Here is a 16,870-nt window from a genome sequence, read left to right on the forward strand (position 1 = left end):
TTAACTCTTACGGGCGATTTCTGGCCAAGCTTTCTTCAGGTAGTAACACATGGACCACACGGTCAGAATGGCAGCAATAATAATCAATACCTGCCCAATGGTGCCAACGGGTATGCCCTCGTAAGGCTCCCAGTACAGCAAGCAGGGAATCGCTAACATTTGCGCTGCTGTTTTAAATTTGCCTAACCAGTTTACCGCCACACTGCTGCTCGCCCCCATTTGCGCCATCCATTCGCGCAAGGCAGAAATAGCAATTTCACGGCCAATAATAATAAAGGCGATCACAAAACCCACACGCCCTAGGTCTACCAACACCAATAGCGCTGCAGATACCATCAATTTATCGGCAACCGGGTCTAAGAATGCGCCGAAGGCGGAGGTTTGATTCCAACGTCGCGCCAACCAACCATCAAACCAATCGGTAATGGCCGCCACAATAAAGGCACCACAGGCTAGTACATCGCGTGAATGTATGTTCATCCAGCTTTCTGGCAAGAAAAACAATGCCAGCACCAGCGGGATCATTAAGATTCTCAACCAGGTCAGGGCCATGGGAAAAGTAAGTGGCATCATGTGGCTAACTCGGTATTACAAAACATCAACGTAACGCATAGTAGATACGCTCAGCTAATGCTGCAGAGATTCCTTCAACAGACGCTAGGTCATCTATGCTCGCATTTACTACGCCTGTAAACCCACCAAAGCGTGCTAACAAGCGTTGCCGGCGTTTTGCTCCTACGCCTTCTATATCTTCTAATCGTGACACATTCCTAGATTTTGCGCGACGTGCCCGCATGCCGGTTATGGCAAATCTATGCGCTTCATCGCGCGCTTCAGCTACCAACATCAGTGCTGGCGAGGCTACTCCTAATCGTAACTCAGGTCGGCCATCGGCAAAAATCAAGGTTTCAAGGCCCACTTTACGGCCCTCACCTTTGGCCACCCCAACCAAGACATTCGTATCTAAGCCAAGTTCGTTAAATACTTGTTTTGCCATGGATATCTGGCCTTTCCCACCATCCACCAAGACTACATCTGGTAAGGTTGCCTGACCTTCTGCTACACGTTCATAACGTCTAAATAACACTTGGCGCATCGCCGCATAATCATCGCCCGGCGTAATACCCGCAATGTTGTAACGCCTATACAAAGTAGGCTGCATATCATGATGCCTATACACCACACATGACGCTTGCGTGGCTTCACCGGCGGTATGGCTAATATCAAAGCACTCTATAGTCAGCGCCTCTAGTGCCTCATCATCCACCTCTAAACCCAGCACAGTGGCTAAATCTAGCGTACGGGCTGCTTTGGTCATGGATTCATTCAGCTTACGGGCTAAGGCCAACTCACCATTTTTAAGGGCTTGTTCCAACCACGCTTTACGTACTCCTTGAGGACGTATAAGCAACCTAGCTTCTTTACCCGTTTGCTCTTTCAGCATATCCAAAATAGCCGTGTCTTCTAACTTGTGTGACACCACCAGCACTGGCGGTAAGGGGCGCTCTATATAGTGCTGACTAATAAATGCCGCCAATACATCCTCGGGGGTGTCGTCTTGCACTTGGGTAGGGAAAAACGCCCTATCACCTAAGTGACGACCACCACGCACCATCGCCAAGTTCACACACACCTTGCCCTCTTCGCTTATCACCGCAATCACATCAAGATCATCGGTGCCAGCATGCTCCATCGTTTGCTGCTGCAAGACCGTGGACAACGCCCGCATCTGATCGCGCAGCATAGCTGCTTGCTCAAAGTCTAGTGCCTCAGAAGCGGCTTGCATGCGCTGCTCTATTTCTTGCAGTACCTCATTGGCCTGCCCTGACAAAAACCGCACCGCACGTCGCACATCAGCTTGGTAGTCTTCAAGAGCAATACTGCCTACACAGGGCGCAGAACAGCGCTGAATCTGATGCAGCAAACAGGGGCGCGAGCGATGTGCATACACGCCATCTTCACAGGTACGCAGTTGGAAGACCCGCTGCAATATTTGAATGGTTTCGCGTACGGCCCACGCATTAGGGTACGGCCCAAAGAACTGTCCGCCCACATTGGTGTTGCCCCTGTAGTAGGCAATACGTGGTGCATCGTGTGCGCTTAACTGCAAGTACGGGTACGACTTATCGTCCCTAAACAGGATGTTATAGCGTGGCCGCAAACGCTTGATGAGATTATTCTCCAGCAATAACGCTTCCGCTTCGCTGGGAGTAATCGTCACCTCAATGCGGGCTATGCGCGCCACCATGTGTGCAATACGCGGGCTGGCCAAATTTTTCTGAAAATACGAATTAACGCGTTTTTTCAGATCTTTGGCTTTACCCACGTAAAGCACCGTACCCTCTTCGTCCAGGTGTCTATAGACACCTGGTAAGTTAGGCAGCTCAGCTAGAAACGATTTGAGATTGAAGCTCTCGGGCATGCTGATAATATTCGTCAGACTGCAAAGCATCCCACGCAAGCGCAGGGTCCACACAACGCAAACGGCGTATACGCTGCACAGACTCTGGGTCAGATGTGTGCTGCAAACGCTGCAACAGCTCGTCGGCTAAGTCGGGTCGGTTGCATACCAAGACCATGTCACAACCCGCACCCAATGCTGCCTCGGCTCGCGCCAAGATATCACCCGCCACCGTTGCGCCTTCCATGGTGAGGTCATCCGAGAAGATCACGCCCTCATACCCTAACGCTTTACGCAGCACACGCTGCAACCAGTAGCGAGAAAACCCAGCGGGTTTATCGTCTACTTTAGGGTAGATAACATGAGCAGGCATCACACTATCTAGCACCATGGAGCCTAACCAACCATAGGGGGCCGCATCATCATTCAAGATTTGTTCTAAGTCGCGCTCATCAACGGGAATTTCGTGGTGAGAATCAGCCTCTACCGCACCATGCCCTGGAAAATGCTTGCCACAACTTGCCATACCAGCACGATGCAAACCTTGCACCAAACCCGTTGCCAACATCGATACCGCTTTAGGATCACGGTGGAAAGCGCGATTACCAATTACCCCACTCACACCCCAATCCAAATCCAGCACGGGTGTAAAGCTCATGTCTACACCACATGCACGCAATTCAGCCGCTAACACATACCCAACGGCAGCGGCCATTTCAGCCGCTTGCTTAGCATCTTTTTCCCACAAGGTACCTAAGTGACGCATCGCAGGTAAGGCCGTAAAACCATCGGTTTTGAAACGCTGTACACGCCCGCCCTCATGGTCTACCGCAATTAACAAAGGCTCGTCTCTGGAAGCATGTATAGCAGCACACAAAGCAGTTAACTGTTCGCGGGAACTAAAGTTTCGCGCAAATAAGATCACACCCCCAACAAGAGGATGCTGTAACCGCAGTCGTTCGGCTTCGTTAACTCCGTACCCGCCACATCCACCATTACTGGACCGGGTAACAACACTGAACTCTGCTCACTTTGCTTCATGTTGATGTTTCCACTTTTAGTCATTAGGTCTGACTTTCCACAATCACAAATGCCATCACCAAATCAGACTCGTCTGTCAGACTGACATGTGCAGCACCAAAACGTTGGTTATACCAGTGCGCCAGCGGTTCTGCCAGCACTACTGTAGGTTTACCACTGGGTGCATTCAGCACTTGCATACGCGACCAGGCCATGGGCATACGCATCCCCAACCCCACCGCCTTAGAAAATGCTTCCTTGGCAGCAAAACGGGTGGCCAAGTAGCGCATACCACGCCGCGGATCTCTCTCAACGCGACGCGCAAACACCACCTGTTCTTCAGGCCCCAATATGCGCTGCACAAAACGTTCAGGCCGTCGTTCATACGCGGCCTGAATGCGTGATACATACGTAATATCAGTACCTATACCCGCAATGCTACTCATGTAGTGCTCCCTATTCATACACGTAAGGCTTAGTCCACTTTCAGGAAATGCTCACGGTAATGTTTTAGCTCATCAATAGACTCATAAATATCAGCCAAGGCTTCGTGGCGGCTATGTTTTACAAAGCTGCTTACCACTTCAGGCTTCCAACGACGCGCCAACTCTTTTAATGTGCTGACATCCAAATTACGGTAGTGAAAGTACTGTTCTAGACGAGGCATGTATTTGTACATGAAACGTCGGTCTTGGCTAATGGTGTTCCCACACAAAGGGGAAACGCCCTCAGGCACATGTTTTTTCAAGAAAACCAGCAGTTCATCTTCGGCTTGAGCTTCAGTGGTTGTGGAAGCTTTTACTTTATCAATCAAGCCACTACGACCATGCGTACCTTTGTTCCAGTTATCCATGGCATCTAACAATTCATTACTTTGATGGATGACGATCACCGGACCTTCTGCCACAATGCTTAAATCAGCTTCAGTCACTACGACTGCGACTTCGATAATACGTTCTTTTTCTGGGTCTAGTCCGGTCATTTCCATGTCAAGCCAGACCAAACGTTGAGTAGTAACCGCCATATAATCTTCCTTTAAAAACCTTATTTTCGCACACCTACCAGCACTACATGTTCACTTACCTTTTCCTAGGCTTTTTTCTGTTGGATCTGTTTACCCGCTTTTGGTTAGCGCAACGACAGATTCACCACGTGATGCTGCACCGCAGTACTGTACCAGAGGAATTCAGCTCGCGTATTTCTCTACACAGCCACCAGCGTGCCGCTGACTACACGGTTGCCAAGGTCAAGCTAAATCAATATGAACGCTTGGTCGATGCTATGGTGCTCATTGGGCTAACCTTACTTGGCGGCTTACAACAACTAGACCTTTTCTGGGCGCGCCATATTGATCACGAGATTTGGCGACAAATTGCCTTAATACTTAGTGTGGCGGGTTTACTTGGGCTGATTAGCCTGCCCTTCAATGCGTGGAAGAAATTCCGCCTAGAAGCACATTTCGGTTTCAACCGCCTCACCCCGGCTTTGTTTGTACGCGATGCGCTAGTAGGCACCTTATTAAGCATGGTGCTATTAAGCGCCTGCGCCGGTGCAATCTTGCTATTTATGGAAAAGACCGGAGCACAATGGCCGCTCTGGGCATGGCTATTCTGGGTGTGCTTTAACTTATTTTTGATTTGGGCCTATCCCACGTTTATTGCCCCGCTATTCAACAGCTTTAAGCCACTAGAACGTGACAGTCTGCGTGATCGCATTAATGCTCTTGCCGAACGCAGTGGCTTCAAACTCAATGGTTTGTTCGTAATGGATGGCTCTAAGCGTTCTGCCCATGGCAACGCCTACTTTACGGGCCTAGGCAATAACAAGCGCATCGTATTTTTCGACACTTTACTGAACAAACTGGATGATGAGGAAATCGAAGCCGTATTGGCGCACGAGTTGGGGCACTTCAAACACCACCATATACGTCAGCGCCTCATTTTTAGCTTCGTCGGCTCCCTAGTTCTGTTTATTGTGTTGGGCTGGCTGTCGCAAAAAGCCTGGTTCTATGTAGACCTAGGCGTGATTCCACAATTAGGTCGTGCCAACGACGGTATGGCGCTAGTGCTGTTTTTCTTATGCTTGCCGATATTCACCTTCTGGGTTACCCCGCTAACCAATCTATCGTCCAGAAAACACGAATACCAAGCCGATGCCTTTGCTGCCGCGCAATGCCCACCCATACACCTGCGCCATGCGCTGCTTAAGCTGTATAACGATAATGCGGCAACCCTAACCCCCGATCCCCTACACTCTGCGTTTTACGATACGCACCCAAGCGCGTTAAGCCGCCTCCAACACCTGGAACGTTATGAAAACCAGCAATCTATCTAGTGGTACCGTTATTGCGGCACATGGCCGTCACTATTTTGTAGAAGACCAAAGTGGCGAGGTACGCAAGTGCTATACACGCGGTAAACGTAGCGGGATCTGCGTGGGGGATACGGTGGACTTTAGTGTGCAAAGCGCAGAACAAGGCACCATTGAAACCATACACCCACGACGCAACCTGCTGTATAGATCTGACGAAGCACGCTCCAAACAGTTTGCCGCCAACATTGATCAATTATTGATTGTTGTGGCCTCTGAGCCGCCTTTTTCAGAAGACCTGTGTGGGCGCGCCTTAGTTGCTGCAGAGTTTGCAGACATTGCCCCTATCATTATTTTGAACAAGGCAGATCTACCTAGCGTAGAACACGCCAGAAAACAGCTGCAGCCTTTAGCCGATCTAAATATACCCATCATTGAATTAAGTGCACTCAATGAAGAACAAGTAAAAGAGCTGCTGTATCCTGTGCTAGAAAACCGCTGCACCTTGCTGTTGGGACAAAGCGGGATGGGCAAATCCACACTGCTAAACACCTTAATCCCTGAGGCCAAAGCGCATACCCAAACACACTCTGAAGCCCTAGGCACAGGCAGACACACCACCACCAGCACCCGCCTGTACCACATACCTGGTATTACAGGCGATCTAATAGACTCGCCCGGATTCCAAACCTTCGGATTAGCTCACTTAGAGCCTTCGGATATTGTGCGCGGCTTTCCTGAGTTCATGGCGGAACTGGCTAATTGCAAATTTTATAATTGCACACACCGCCATGAACCCCACTGCGGTATTGTGGAAGCCTTAAAAGCAGGAAGAATTCATGCTGAGCGTTATGCGCTGTACGAACGCTTGCTCGCCGAGTACGAAGCGCAAAGTCGTTACTAAGGACTTAGGCTAAACGTTGGTACGCAGCGTGTAGGTAATGGTAGAAATTACGTACAATCACTGCCGTTGCACCCCAAATAAAATGCTGCTGCCAACGAATAGCAAAATACTGCCTATAGTTCACGCCATCCACCTTCACTTGATGCAAGGTATGTAGGCGAGGGTCTAGCAAGGTAGACAAGGGTACTTCAAACACCTCGGATACCTCTGCTGGCGACGGCACGATTCTATAGCCAGGATGAATCATACCCACCACAGGACACATAGCAAAACGCGTAGAGCTTAAAAAAATAGGCTGCTGCCCTAATGGCTCTAAATAATCGGGTTCTATGCCCACCTCTTCGTGGGTCTCACGCAAAGCAGCTGCTTGCACACTGCTATCTTCAGGGTCTATGCGCCCACCCGGAAAGCTAATCTGCCCGGCATGATGCAACAACTGCGCTGAGCGGCGCGTGAACAGCATAGACAAGCCTTCCTTACGCTGCAGCAAGCCCAGATACACCGCCGCTGGTATAGCCGTAGGAGCCGTAGTGAAACTGTCTACAAACTGATCTTGAAAGTAAGGGTCTACCTGTCCAGAGGCCAAGGTTTTGAAAGCCTCACGTATGAAATCTTCTTGCAAGGCTTCTGCAGCCAAGCGAGGTAAAGCGTCTAGTGCAATAACGGGTTGAGTCTCTGGATTAAACCAGATGCTCCGTTTAGCTTCTGTAGGCGAGATTTCAGACATTAGCACCCTCTAGTTTCAAAAAAGGCACCCTAAGGTGCCCTTTCTGATGGTAGTACAGCTTTTACGCTTAAACTGCTTTGCGTACCAATTTTTCTTTGATACGTGCAGCTTTACCGGAGCGGTTACGCAGGTAGTACAGTTTCGCGCGACGAACAGCACCACGACGTTTAACTTCAATACTTGCAACCTGTGGGGAGTACAGTTGGAATGTACGTTCCACTGCTTCACCGGAAGAGATTTTACGTACGATGAAAGAAGAGTTCAGACCACGGTTGCGGCGACCAATCACCACACCTTCGTAAGCCTGTACACGTTTACGTGTACCTTCAACTACGTTAACGTTCACAACAACGGTGTCACCAGGAGCGAACTCAGGGTGTGCTTGACCGTTTGTCAGGCGTTGGATTTCTTCCTGTTCCAGGATTTCGATAAGATTCACAATTAGCTCCAAAGCATCTTGACTGGGTATTGTTTGCCATTTGTAGGGCTATTTTTAGTGTTAATAGACCTAATTACCCATCAGAGGATGAACTCGGCATTTTAGCACCCATCTTGAAAAAAATCCTTATTTTCAAGGCCAAACGTAGCGTATCTTCCTAAAACCTACAGAATTTCGCTAGCATACAACTTCGTGCAACGCCGTCTCGCTGCTGCACGCTTATTTATGTACGTCTGGTTTACACCACGTAGTGCAAACCCTCTCGTTTACTCAGGAACCTACACATGAAGCATGGTGAGTATAAAGTCCCCAGTGGAAAGCTGGTGGTCATAGACTTTGAAGTTCACAACAATCTGCTGACTAACGTACAGCTTAGTGGCGATTTTTTTCTAGAGCCGCCAGAGGCACTGGACTTGATCAACCATGCTTTGACTGGATTAGCCGCCACCAGTGATGCCACTACCATTCAAGCTGCCGTAGACAATGCCCTGCCTGCCGATGCCCAGCTTTTTGGCTTTGATGCCGCTGCCGTTGCTGTTGTAGTAGGGAGAGCCTTAGCATGAGCCAACGTACTGACTGGAACCACTACCGCTGGCAGCTCATACATGACCTGCCACAAGATCCCGCCCTGCACATGGCCTTAGACGAAATTCTCACCGACGACGTAGGTACAGGAAAACGTCCTCCGTTACTGCGTATCTGGGAATGGGCATCGTCTACGGTCATTATTGGCCGTTTTCAATCGCTTAAAAACGAGGTAGACCCAGAAGGGGCTGCGCGCCACAACATTTCGGTAGTGCGCCGTATCAGTGGTGGTGGTGCTATGTTTTTAGAACCAGGTAACGGTATCACCTACTCTATTTGCGCTCCTGACGCCCTAGTGCACGGCATGAGCTTTCAGGAATCCTATGCGCTGATGGATAGCTGGGTAGTGGAAACACTCAAAACCCTAGGCATAGACGCGTGGTACCAGCCGTTAAACGACATCACTAGCAGCAAAGGGAAAATAGGCGGCGCAGCCCAAGCTAGGCGCTCTAAGGCTGTGCTACATCACACCATGCTGGCATACGACATCAATGCCGACAAAATGCTGGAAGTGCTGCGCATTGGTAAAGAAAAGCTCTCGGACAAAGGCACCACTAGTGCTAAAAAACGCGTGGACCCTTTGCGTAGCCAAACTGGACTAGAGCGTGAAGCCATTACTCGCTGCATGATTGAGCAGTTTAAAAAGCTAGCCCCGTTAGAAGAGGTTTCTTTGGATGCTGACACCCTGCATCGAGCAGAGCAATTAGCAGAACAAAAGTTCAGAACAGCGCAATGGACTACATTGGTTCCGTAAAGATCTATAAACCGCTATACGCCCCTAGCCACATTAAACCCGGGATAGATACGCCCCACAATGCCACCAGGCATACATCCAAGGCTTTTGAATAACGCTGGGAGCGCTTAGCAGCCGCATAGTAGTTTTTTTCTACCTGTGTAGATCGGCTCAATACAGACGAACGGATATGGGAGGACACGTTGTGGCTCTGCTGTTCTCTATACGTAGTAAAAGACATCACACACCTCAATTAACTGTTTTCTTATACAGTACTGTATAGATACACAGCAATTGATGCAAGCAAAAAAAACCCTCTGTGGCTGATAACACCACAGAGGGTAGAACTACATAGCAAGCAAACGTCTATAAATTACTTGTTAGGCTGAGGGGTAATGCGCAAGTAAGGGCGCACCTCTGTATAGCCTTTAGGAAACTTCTGTTTAATCAGCTCAGGGTCTTTCAACGATGGCACGATAATCACATCTTGGCCATCTTCCCAGTTCACAGGTGTGGCCACGCTGTGACTATCTGTCAGTTGCAGGGAATCAATCACACGCAAGATTTCATTAAAGTTACGACCTGTGCTGGCAGGGTAGGTAATCGTCAAACGTACTTTCTTAGCTGGGTCGATGATAAACACTGAGCGCACAGTCACTGTGGTGCTGGCATTAGGGTGAATCATGTCGTACAGCTCGGACACTTTACGGTCCTCATCCGCCAGGATAGGGAAATTAACCGTAGTTTTTTGTGTATCGTTGATGTCGGCAATCCATTCTTTGTGGGACTCGTTACCATCTACGGATACCGCAATGACTTTCACGCCGCGTTTTGCAAACTCATCTGCCAATTTTGCGGTGTAACCCAGCTCGGTCGTGCACACAGGTGTGAAGTCAGCAGGGTGAGAAAACAATACCCCCCAGCTATCGCCAAGGAATTCATGGAAACGAATCTTGCCAGCGGAAGACTCTTGTTCAAAATCAGGGGCAATGTCACCCAAACGCAATGTAGCCATGATTACTCCTTAGTCATTTTCATGAATCTATGAATAAGCCGCCTATCACCGACGACCTAGAATGAATATATTCTCCCAGCATTAAAAAGCACAAACAAATAACTATTAGAAATAAACTTATGATACCTAGAGGCTCGCGTCCACACGCAAAAAGGCCGGGTGCTCTATAACGAAGCACCCGGCCCTATGCCCTACTGTATGACTTACCTTAGCCTCAAAGCTAGCCTACTTGTAGGGCCTATTACCCTTATATCTGCACTGATTACAACGCAGACTCCAACTCAGGTAACACAGTAAACAAATCAGCCACCAGACCGTAGTCTGCCACACCAAAAATAGGTGCTTCCGCATCTTTGTTCACCGCAACGATTACTTTGGAGTCTTTCATACCAGCCAAGTGCTGGATTGCACCGGAGACACCAAACGCCACGTACAGTTGTGGAGCCACGATCTTACCGGTTTGACCAACCTGCCAATCGTTAGGTGCATAACCAGCATCTACCGCTGCACGAGAAGCGCCAATAGCAGCCCCCAGTTTGTCGGCCACAGGCTCCAACAACTTGAAGTTTTCAGCACTGCCCATACCACGACCACCCGTTACCACTACGGTTGCAGCGGTTAATTCTGGACGATCATTTTTTGCCACTTCACGGCCCACAAACTGGGACTTACCGGAAGCAGCGGCGGCGGCAACGCTTTCTACCGCAGCAGAACCACCTTCAGCAGCTTGAGGATCAAAGGCCGTAGTACGAACAGTGATCACTTTTTTGGCATCCAAAGATTGCACAGTAGCAATCGCGTTACCAGCGTAAATAGGACGCTTGAAGGTATCGGCTGACTCTACCGCAATGATGTCAGAAACCTGTGCCACATCCAGCTTAGCCGCTACACGTGGTGCAACGTTTTTACCTGCTGACGTTGCTGGGAACAAAATATGACTGTAATCCCCCGCCACTGCCAATACTTGTGCAGCAACGTTCTCAGCCAAACCATCAGCCAAGCTCGCATCATCAGCCAACAACACTTTGCTTACGCCGGCCACTTTAGCGGCGCTATCGGCAACCGCTTGTGTATTATGACCTGCAACCAATACATGGATATCACCACCCACCTTAGCGGCAGCGGCAACCGTGTTCAGAGTCGCAACGTTCAGACTCTGATTATTGTGTTCTGCAATTACAAGAATAGCCATGACTTAGATTACCTTCGCTTCGTTTTTCAGTTTCTCAACCAAGGCAGCTACATCTGCCACGATAACCCCTGCTGAGCGTGCAGGCGGTTCACTGACTTGCAGTGTTTTCAAACGTGGGCTCACGTCCACCCCAACCTCTTCAGGCTTGATGGTTTCCAAGGGCTTTTTCTTCGCTTTCATGATGTTTGGCAGCGTGACGTAACGCGGCTCATTCAAGCGCAAGTCGGTAGTAATCACGGCAGGAAGGTTTAGCTTCAATGTTTCCAAGCCACCATCAACTTCGCGTGTTACTTGTACGGAATCTGCAGCCAACTCTACTTTGCTTGCGAAAGTAGCTTGCGGCCAATCCAACAACGCTGCCAACATTTGGCCTGTTTGGTTAGCATCATCGTCAATGGCTTGTTTGCCCAGAATTACCAGCTGTGGCTGCTCTTTATCCACTACTGCTTTCAACAGTTTGGATACGGCTAGCGGTTGCAGTTCAGCATCCGTTTCAACCAGAATGGCACGGTCAGCACCAATAGCCATTGCTGTACGCAAGGTCTCTTGGCAAGCTGTCACACCGCACGATACGGCAATCACTTCACTGACCACGCCCTGCTCTCTTAGACGTACGGCCTCTTCGACTGCAATCTCGTCAAAAGGGTTCATCGACATTTTGACGTTAGCGATATCCACATCGCTTTGATCAGATTTCACGCGCACTTTTACATTGTAATCAACGACGCGCTTCACGGGTACCAAGACTTTCATCCGGTTATCTCCAAAACACTTTTAAACAAATTTCAATGGCACTCATAGTTTGAGCGATTGCAAATCACCATACCCAACCTATCACTATACCTAAATCTGCAGCGTTCATACTGCAAAATTATCACAACGACTGCAGTTTTACTCACAATCTCAGTACCGAACTTTTACGGTTTCAGCATATACAGTAGCCACTCAAAACCAGTAACATAGTGGCTCTTGAAGGAAAGCCACTATGCCTATTGCCGTGACCATTCTACGAAGCTGCCTCTTACTCTCTTTGCTGACTGGCTGTGCTGCGCCGCAGACAACCGCCCCTACAGATAGCACCCCCGTTGCCGCTACTACCGCCCCAGTGGCTAATGCGAAGCAATCAGGCCATCGAGAATTAGTCATCTACGACGACCTCAACGCCGGTGATTCCAGTGCTAGCAGACGTCAGCCACCGGTACGTGCCGACGGTTCACTTCAACCCTGGGCTGCTGAATGGGCGCAAGCCTTAGAGGCCCAACGCCAAATTCCAGTAGCCTACACGACGGCCCTACTGCAAAACGCTAACTACAATGCCACCGCCGCCAAGCTCATGGCACCAAGCAAAGGGCGCATTAAGAAAAGCTGGGGCACATACCGTAATCGTTTTGTTGAGCCTATTCGCATTCGCGAAGGCTTAGCCTTTTGGCGCAACCATGCCGAAACTCTGGCCAAAGCAGAACAGCAATATGGCGTGCCTGCTTCTATATTGGTTGCCATCATCGGCGTAGAAACCTTATACGGTAAATACACGGGTGACTTTAATGTTTTGGAAGTGCTAAGCACCTTAGGTTTTAGCTATCCTGATGACAACCGCCCCGAACGCGGTGAACTGTTCCGTAACCAGTTGGCTGACCTTATTTATTTAGACCAGGCAGGTATTTTGGATGCCAGCTCGGTAGAGGGCTCTTTTGCTGGTGCGATGGGTTTGCCGCAATTCATGCCCGGTAGTTTGCTGCGTTACGCACGCGACGGCGACAACGATGGCAAAATCAGTTTGCATGACTCTATTGCCGATGTCAGCGCGTCTATTGCTAACTTCTTGCTAGAACACGGCTGGTCAGTAGGCCAACCACCGTTCTTAAGCGTGCCTTTGCCATCACAACCCGAAAAACTGGTTACTGGCGGCTTAGAAGCCACCCTAAACTGGAATGATCTGTACCCAAATCAATCGGCACCTAATCAGCTAAGGTCTGTGCCTTTGGGCATTGTGAACTTGGTGGATGAGCCTCGTGGAACGGTAGAGTATCGTGTTGCTACACCTAGCTTCTTCTCTATCACCCACTACAACCGCAGCTACTTCTATGCTGCATCGGTAGTGGAACTGGCTAATGCGTTGGAAGCCGGCATGAAAAAACAGTAAGGCTTGCCTTACAGCAATGCGGAGTATTCCACACTACCTGGCGAATACTCCCATTGCTCTCTGGACAGCGCGGCACGAATACGGGCTATAGCCTGACTACGTAGTTGCGAAACACGGCCTTCTGTTACTTCCATCACCATCGCAATTTCTTTTTGGTTTAAGTCTTGCTCAAACTGTAGCGACAACAATAGTTTTTCACGCTCAGGTAACTGATCTATGGCAGAGATCAAGGCACCACGCAAAGCCTGAGACTCCAACTGCAGCAACGGATTTTCTAGCGGTGACGACGGTTTGGCACCACCAGATAAAAACTCTAACGCATCACCCGCCCCCTCTTCGCGGCGAGCTAAGTCTTCATAATGCAGCACTTGTACACCACTGGCTTCTTCAAGTAGTTGGTAATACTGCTCTATGGTTAAATCCAATTGCTCTGCAATTTCAGACTCTAAGGGCTCGCGCATAAGCTGCTGACGCAACAACGTCACGGCATTATCAATTTGCCGTGCTTTAGTACGCACACTACGCGGCAACCAGTCTTGACTGCGTAACTCGTCCACCATTGCTCCGCGTATGCGGGTAACGGCATACGTTTCGAACTGCGCCTCTACCATCACCTGATAACGCCTAACGGCATCCAGCAGGCCAATCATCCCTGCTTGAATAAGGTCATCAAGCTCAACACTTGATGGCAGACGCGACACAAGCAGCAGCGCCTGGCGTCTAACGAGCGGCGCGTACTTCTCGATCAAAGCGTTTTCTGAAGCGGTCATGTGTGATAGATCCGGAAATACTTACACATAATTTAGCTATTCTCAGGCCTACACCACATTTGAGGTCTATGAATCAAGCGCTGATTTCCACGCCTATTCACATTATTAGCTTAGCGATTGCGCTTTAAGGGCTCGCTAAAGATTCCGTAGCGCTGTCCGTTAAGTTCAATAGATTCCTTACACCCTTACTGGCAGCTTTTACGCTTGCCCTGTGCTAACCGTCCCGGATCGGAGCCATCGTCATGATCAACCCAACAGGACACGCTTTATCACTTTCCTCTACGAGCTTAACCACCGCCCAGCAAAATCTGGAGTCGGATGCCGTAACGGATGTGGATGCAGCGGTAACCGTCACTGAATCAACTGCCGCAGACAAAGCAACAAACCACAAGCAACCTTCAACACCTTTTGATAAGCATGCTGCCGCCTACGCATCCGAATGGGAAAAGAGCACGCTAGATAAAGCGCTAGAAACGTTGAATCAAGACATGCAAGCATGGGCAACAGGTTTGCGTTTCGACATAGACCCTGACACACAACGCATTGTGCTTTCAGTAGTCGATAACGACAGTGGTGAAGTCATTCGTACCGTACCCTCAGAAGCCGTCATGGCCGTCGCCAAAATGATTGCGAAATTCCAAGGTAAAGGCATTAACACTAAGGCGTAAATGGTAACGAAACCATTGATCTAAGGAACTTTAGGCACGCTAACAGCCGCTTTGCAAGCAGGCTGCCTCAGGCACAATACAGAACAAGGAGCTTTTTTATGGCAATTTCATCCGTTGGGGTAGGCTCAGGCTTACCTGTAGACAAAATTCTCGCTGACCTACGTAAAGTAGAAAATCAGTCGCTGGCGCTCATTCAAAACCGTAAAACGGCGGCTGAAGCACGCTTGTCTGGCTATAGCGTATTGAAAGGCTCCTTAGATGGTTTGCAAAGTGCAGGCAAGAAGCTGGCTGACCCAGATATTTTCAGTGCGTTTAAAGCCACTGCTTCCAATGATGCCATTACCGCCAAAGCGAACAGCAATGCGATTCCCGGCTCGTACGAAATCGAAGTCAAAGCCCTTGCCACGGCACAACGTCTCACCAAAACTGATGATCGCGAAAGAATACTCAGCGATCAAGAAGGCGGCAAGATTAGCGTCACCATGGAAAATGGCGACACACATGAGGTAGACTTGGCCGGTTTTGACAACACCATGGAAGGCATGGTGAAAGCCATCAATAGCGACCCCAAACTGGGCATTAGCGCTACGCTCATTAATGCCGGCGAGGGGAAAACACACTTGGTGATTAGCTCTACCAAAACAGGTGTAGGTAACGCAGTTAGCAAAATCGAAGTCAAAGACAATGCACAACTAAATGACTTCTTAGGCTACGAGAAAGAAGTCAATGCCAACGCGTACACAGAGCGCGCAGCACAAAACGCTGAACTTACTATTGATGGCATTGACATCACCAGCCAAAGCAACACGGTTGAAAATGCCGTTGAGGGTGTCACCCTAACACTCAACCAAACCACCACTGGCAGTGAAAATGGCAAAACCACCCGTCTTGCTCTAACTCGTGATGATGCGGCGACAAACAAAACCATCCAAGAATTTGTGACGGCTTACAACAATGTAATCAGCACAATTTCCTCGCAGACTAAATATGACATAGACGCCCAAAAAGGTAGCGCGCTCACTGGCGAAGCCCTGCCTCGACGTATTCAGTCTGATATTCGTAATGCTATCGGCCATAACCTAAGTGCTGGCGAGGTGCGCAGTCTGTCGCAAGCGGGGATTACCATCAATCTCAGCACCGGCATGATGGAAGTAGATCAGAAAAAACTGGATGCTGCCCTCAAAGATAATAGCCAAGACCTCGCACGTCTGTTCTCTGGCAAAGAGGGTATTGGACAACGCTTGGTAGACAGCACCGAGGTCTATCTAAAGAAAAAAGATGGCTTGCTTTCTGTCACCAACGACAACATCACCAAAAGCATCAAAGATATTGATAAGCAGATGAAAGTTGCTGAGGCCCGCATTGAAAACACAATGGAAGCCTACCGCAAACAGTTTTCCAACTTGGACAAAATGATGAGCCAAATGGGCGGCATCAGTGAATACCTTGGCCAGCAGCTTTCTATGCTGGGTAACATGAACGACAAGAAATAGTTATGACTTACGCCCCCACTAGACGCGGCTACGGCCAACGCTCAGTACAAACCTATGCCAACATAGGGTTGGAAACCGAAGTATTAAGCGCTTCTCCAGAACGCCTTATTACCTTACTGTTTCAGGGGGCACGAGCCGCCATACTTCAAGCCAAACTGCATTTTGACAATAACAATATTGCTGAGCGCGGCAAAGCCATCTCTAAAGCATTAGACATTGTTGACAGCGGCCTTAAGGCTTCTGTTAACACCGAAAAAGGTGGCGAGGTGGCACAAAACCTCATCACTGCTTACGACATTATTTTGCATCACCTACTGCGTGCAAACTTGGACGCTGATCGCACCAAGCTAGATACTGCTGACAAGCTACTAGAAGAGCTTGGACAAGCCTGGACCACCGCTGTTGATCCGCAACGCGCCTAAAGAGGTTACCCCTCTTTACTCTGGCATATCCACACCGAGCACTACCAT

At 49.2% G+C, this 16,870-nt stretch carries 18 protein-coding genes and 1 pseudogene; 8 read left to right on the plus strand and 11 right to left on the minus strand.

The window, feature by feature from the left end; genetic code table 11:
• The 5 genes and pseudogenes from pgsA to orn all read right to left on the minus strand — a co-directional run bounded on the left by pgsA (nt 1) and on the right by orn (nt 4,445).
• Nucleotides 1–570: a CDP-diacylglycerol--glycerol-3-phosphate 3-phosphatidyltransferase gene (gene pgsA / locus GY634_RS09390; protein ID WP_166408417.1), complete on the minus strand. Its 570-nt coding sequence runs from the start codon at nt 568–570 to the stop codon at nt 1–3.
• A 28-nt stretch (nt 571–598) separates the two neighbouring features.
• Complete coding sequence (gene uvrC / locus GY634_RS09395; protein ID WP_166408281.1) at nt 599–2,422, minus strand: excinuclease ABC subunit UvrC; 1,824 nt, start codon at nt 2,420–2,422, stop codon at nt 599–601.
• A pseudogene (nagZ, locus tag GY634_RS09400) lies at nt 2,385–3,442 on the minus strand (beta-N-acetylhexosaminidase). Before nagZ ends, uvrC begins: the two are co-directional and overlap by 38 nt.
• A 23-nt stretch (nt 3,443–3,465) precedes the next feature.
• On the minus strand, nt 3,466–3,867 hold the full coding sequence (acpS, locus tag GY634_RS09405) for a holo-ACP synthase (RefSeq protein ID WP_242683665.1): 402 nt from the start codon (nt 3,865–3,867) through the stop codon (nt 3,466–3,468).
• A gap of 29 nt (nt 3,868–3,896) precedes the next feature.
• Nucleotides 3,897–4,445: an oligoribonuclease gene (orn, locus tag GY634_RS09410; RefSeq protein ID WP_166408283.1), complete on the minus strand. Its 549-nt coding sequence runs from the start codon at nt 4,443–4,445 to the stop codon at nt 3,897–3,899.
• A gap of 47 nt (nt 4,446–4,492) precedes the next feature.
• On the opposite strand from orn, the gene GY634_RS09415 reads away from it, so the two are divergent.
• Both GY634_RS09415 and rsgA read left to right on the plus strand, forming a co-directional pair.
• The gene (locus GY634_RS09415) at nt 4,493–5,755 is read left to right on the plus strand and encodes a M48 family metallopeptidase (RefSeq protein WP_166408284.1); all 1,263 of its coding nucleotides are present in this window, start codon (nt 4,493–4,495) and stop codon (nt 5,753–5,755) included.
• Nucleotides 5,733–6,635, plus strand: a complete 903-nt coding sequence (gene rsgA, locus GY634_RS09420; protein WP_166408285.1) for a ribosome small subunit-dependent GTPase A — start codon at nt 5,733–5,735, stop codon at nt 6,633–6,635. The genes GY634_RS09415 and rsgA overlap by 23 nt, the downstream gene beginning before the upstream one ends.
• Nucleotides 6,636–6,639: 4 nt before the next feature.
• Here the strand turns inward: rsgA and GY634_RS09425 are convergent, their stop codons facing one another.
• Both GY634_RS09425 and rplS read right to left on the minus strand, forming a co-directional pair.
• The gene (locus GY634_RS09425) at nt 6,640–7,362 is read right to left on the minus strand and encodes a CoA pyrophosphatase (protein WP_166408286.1); all 723 of its coding nucleotides are present in this window, start codon (nt 7,360–7,362) and stop codon (nt 6,640–6,642) included.
• A 67-nt stretch (nt 7,363–7,429) separates the two neighbouring features.
• Complete coding sequence (gene rplS, locus GY634_RS09430) at nt 7,430–7,801, minus strand: 50S ribosomal protein L19 (protein WP_166408287.1); 372 nt, start codon at nt 7,799–7,801, stop codon at nt 7,430–7,432.
• A 284-nt stretch (nt 7,802–8,085) separates the two neighbouring features.
• Here rplS and lplB point away from each other — a divergent pair, with 284 nt between their 5' ends.
• The gene (gene lplB / locus GY634_RS09435) at nt 8,086–8,364 is read left to right on the plus strand and encodes a lipoate-protein ligase small subunit (RefSeq protein WP_166408288.1); all 279 of its coding nucleotides are present in this window, start codon (nt 8,086–8,088) and stop codon (nt 8,362–8,364) included.
• A complete protein-coding gene (locus GY634_RS09440) occupies nt 8,361–9,140 on the plus strand; it encodes a lipoate--protein ligase family protein (protein WP_166408289.1) in 780 nt (259 codons plus the stop codon). The genes lplB and GY634_RS09440 overlap by 4 nt, the downstream gene beginning before the upstream one ends.
• 352 nt (nt 9,141–9,492) lie before the next feature.
• Here GY634_RS09440 and GY634_RS09445 read toward each other — a convergent pair whose 3' ends face one another.
• The 3 genes from GY634_RS09445 to GY634_RS09455 all read right to left on the minus strand — a co-directional run bounded on the left by GY634_RS09445 (nt 9,493) and on the right by GY634_RS09455 (nt 12,079).
• Nucleotides 9,493–10,134: a peroxiredoxin gene (locus GY634_RS09445; RefSeq protein WP_166408290.1), complete on the minus strand. Its 642-nt coding sequence runs from the start codon at nt 10,132–10,134 to the stop codon at nt 9,493–9,495.
• Nucleotides 10,135–10,396: 262 nt separating this feature from the next.
• Entirely contained in the window at nt 10,397–11,326 is a 930-nt protein-coding gene (locus tag GY634_RS09450) for an electron transfer flavoprotein subunit alpha/FixB family protein (RefSeq protein ID WP_166408291.1), read from the minus strand.
• A gap of 3 nt (nt 11,327–11,329) precedes the next feature.
• Nucleotides 11,330–12,079: an electron transfer flavoprotein subunit beta/FixA family protein gene (locus GY634_RS09455; protein WP_166408292.1), complete on the minus strand. Its 750-nt coding sequence runs from the start codon at nt 12,077–12,079 to the stop codon at nt 11,330–11,332.
• A gap of 232 nt (nt 12,080–12,311) precedes the next feature.
• Here GY634_RS09455 and mltB point away from each other — a divergent pair, with 232 nt between their 5' ends.
• Nucleotides 12,312–13,469, plus strand: coding sequence for a lytic murein transglycosylase B (mltB, locus tag GY634_RS09460; protein WP_166408293.1), 1,158 nt, complete (start codon nt 12,312–12,314; stop codon nt 13,467–13,469).
• Between the two features lie 8 nt (nt 13,470–13,477).
• Here mltB and GY634_RS09465 read toward each other — a convergent pair whose 3' ends face one another.
• A complete protein-coding gene (locus GY634_RS09465; RefSeq protein WP_166408294.1) occupies nt 13,478–14,239 on the minus strand; it encodes an RNA polymerase sigma factor FliA in 762 nt (253 codons plus the stop codon).
• 242 nt (nt 14,240–14,481) lie between these two features.
• On the opposite strand from GY634_RS09465, the gene GY634_RS09470 reads away from it, so the two are divergent.
• The 3 genes from GY634_RS09470 to fliS all read left to right on the plus strand — a co-directional run bounded on the left by GY634_RS09470 (nt 14,482) and on the right by fliS (nt 16,822).
• The gene (locus GY634_RS09470) at nt 14,482–14,907 is read left to right on the plus strand and encodes a flagellar protein FlaG (RefSeq protein ID WP_166408295.1); all 426 of its coding nucleotides are present in this window, start codon (nt 14,482–14,484) and stop codon (nt 14,905–14,907) included.
• Between the two features lie 98 nt (nt 14,908–15,005).
• The gene (gene fliD / locus GY634_RS09475; RefSeq protein ID WP_166408296.1) at nt 15,006–16,400 is read left to right on the plus strand and encodes a flagellar filament capping protein FliD; all 1,395 of its coding nucleotides are present in this window, start codon (nt 15,006–15,008) and stop codon (nt 16,398–16,400) included.
• Nucleotides 16,401–16,402: 2 nt separating this feature from the next.
• Nucleotides 16,403–16,822 carry a flagellar export chaperone FliS gene (fliS, locus tag GY634_RS09480; RefSeq protein WP_166408297.1) on the plus strand — a complete coding sequence of 140 codons (420 nt, stop codon included), beginning with the start codon at nt 16,403–16,405 and terminating at the stop codon, nt 16,820–16,822.
• Nucleotides 16,823–16,870 lie beyond the last annotated feature (48 nt).

The organism is Paenalcaligenes suwonensis, from assembly GCF_011290505.1.
In the GTDB taxonomy this organism is placed as follows: Bacteria; Pseudomonadota; Gammaproteobacteria; order Burkholderiales; family Burkholderiaceae_B; genus Paenalcaligenes; species Paenalcaligenes suwonensis.

Excerpts from the sequence above, each read along its gene's own strand:
- lplB (WP_166408288.1), top strand. The coding sequence starts at position 8,086 with ATGAAGCATGGTGAGTATAAAGTCCCCAGTGGAAAGCTGGTGGTCATA.
- GY634_RS09465 (WP_166408294.1), bottom strand. The coding sequence starts at position 14,239 with ATGACCGCTTCAGAAAACGCTTTGATCGAGAAGTACGCGCCGCTCGTT.
- GY634_RS09455 (WP_166408292.1), bottom strand. The coding sequence starts at position 12,079 with ATGAAAGTCTTGGTACCCGTGAAGCGCGTCGTTGATTACAATGTAAAA.
- fliS (WP_166408297.1), top strand. The coding sequence starts at position 16,403 with ATGACTTACGCCCCCACTAGACGCGGCTACGGCCAACGCTCAGTACAA.
- GY634_RS09415 (WP_166408284.1), top strand. The coding sequence starts at position 4,493 with ATGTTCACTTACCTTTTCCTAGGCTTTTTTCTGTTGGATCTGTTTACC.
- GY634_RS09450 (WP_166408291.1), bottom strand. The coding sequence starts at position 11,326 with ATGGCTATTCTTGTAATTGCAGAACACAATAATCAGAGTCTGAACGTT.
- fliD (WP_166408296.1), top strand. The coding sequence starts at position 15,006 with ATGGCAATTTCATCCGTTGGGGTAGGCTCAGGCTTACCTGTAGACAAA.
- GY634_RS09425 (WP_166408286.1), bottom strand. The coding sequence starts at position 7,362 with ATGTCTGAAATCTCGCCTACAGAAGCTAAACGGAGCATCTGGTTTAAT.
- pgsA (WP_166408417.1), bottom strand. The coding sequence starts at position 570 with ATGCCACTTACTTTTCCCATGGCCCTGACCTGGTTGAGAATCTTAATG.
- orn (WP_166408283.1), bottom strand. The coding sequence starts at position 4,445 with ATGGCGGTTACTACTCAACGTTTGGTCTGGCTTGACATGGAAATGACC.
- acpS (WP_242683665.1), bottom strand. The coding sequence starts at position 3,867 with ATGAGTAGCATTGCGGGTATAGGTACTGATATTACGTATGTATCACGC.
- rsgA (WP_166408285.1), top strand. The coding sequence starts at position 5,733 with ATGAAAACCAGCAATCTATCTAGTGGTACCGTTATTGCGGCACATGGC.
- GY634_RS09470 (WP_166408295.1), top strand. The coding sequence starts at position 14,482 with ATGATCAACCCAACAGGACACGCTTTATCACTTTCCTCTACGAGCTTA.
- uvrC (WP_166408281.1), bottom strand. The coding sequence starts at position 2,422 with ATGCCCGAGAGCTTCAATCTCAAATCGTTTCTAGCTGAGCTGCCTAAC.
- GY634_RS09445 (WP_166408290.1), bottom strand. The coding sequence starts at position 10,134 with ATGGCTACATTGCGTTTGGGTGACATTGCCCCTGATTTTGAACAAGAG.
- mltB (WP_166408293.1), top strand. The coding sequence starts at position 12,312 with ATGCCTATTGCCGTGACCATTCTACGAAGCTGCCTCTTACTCTCTTTG.
- GY634_RS09440 (WP_166408289.1), top strand. The coding sequence starts at position 8,361 with ATGAGCCAACGTACTGACTGGAACCACTACCGCTGGCAGCTCATACAT.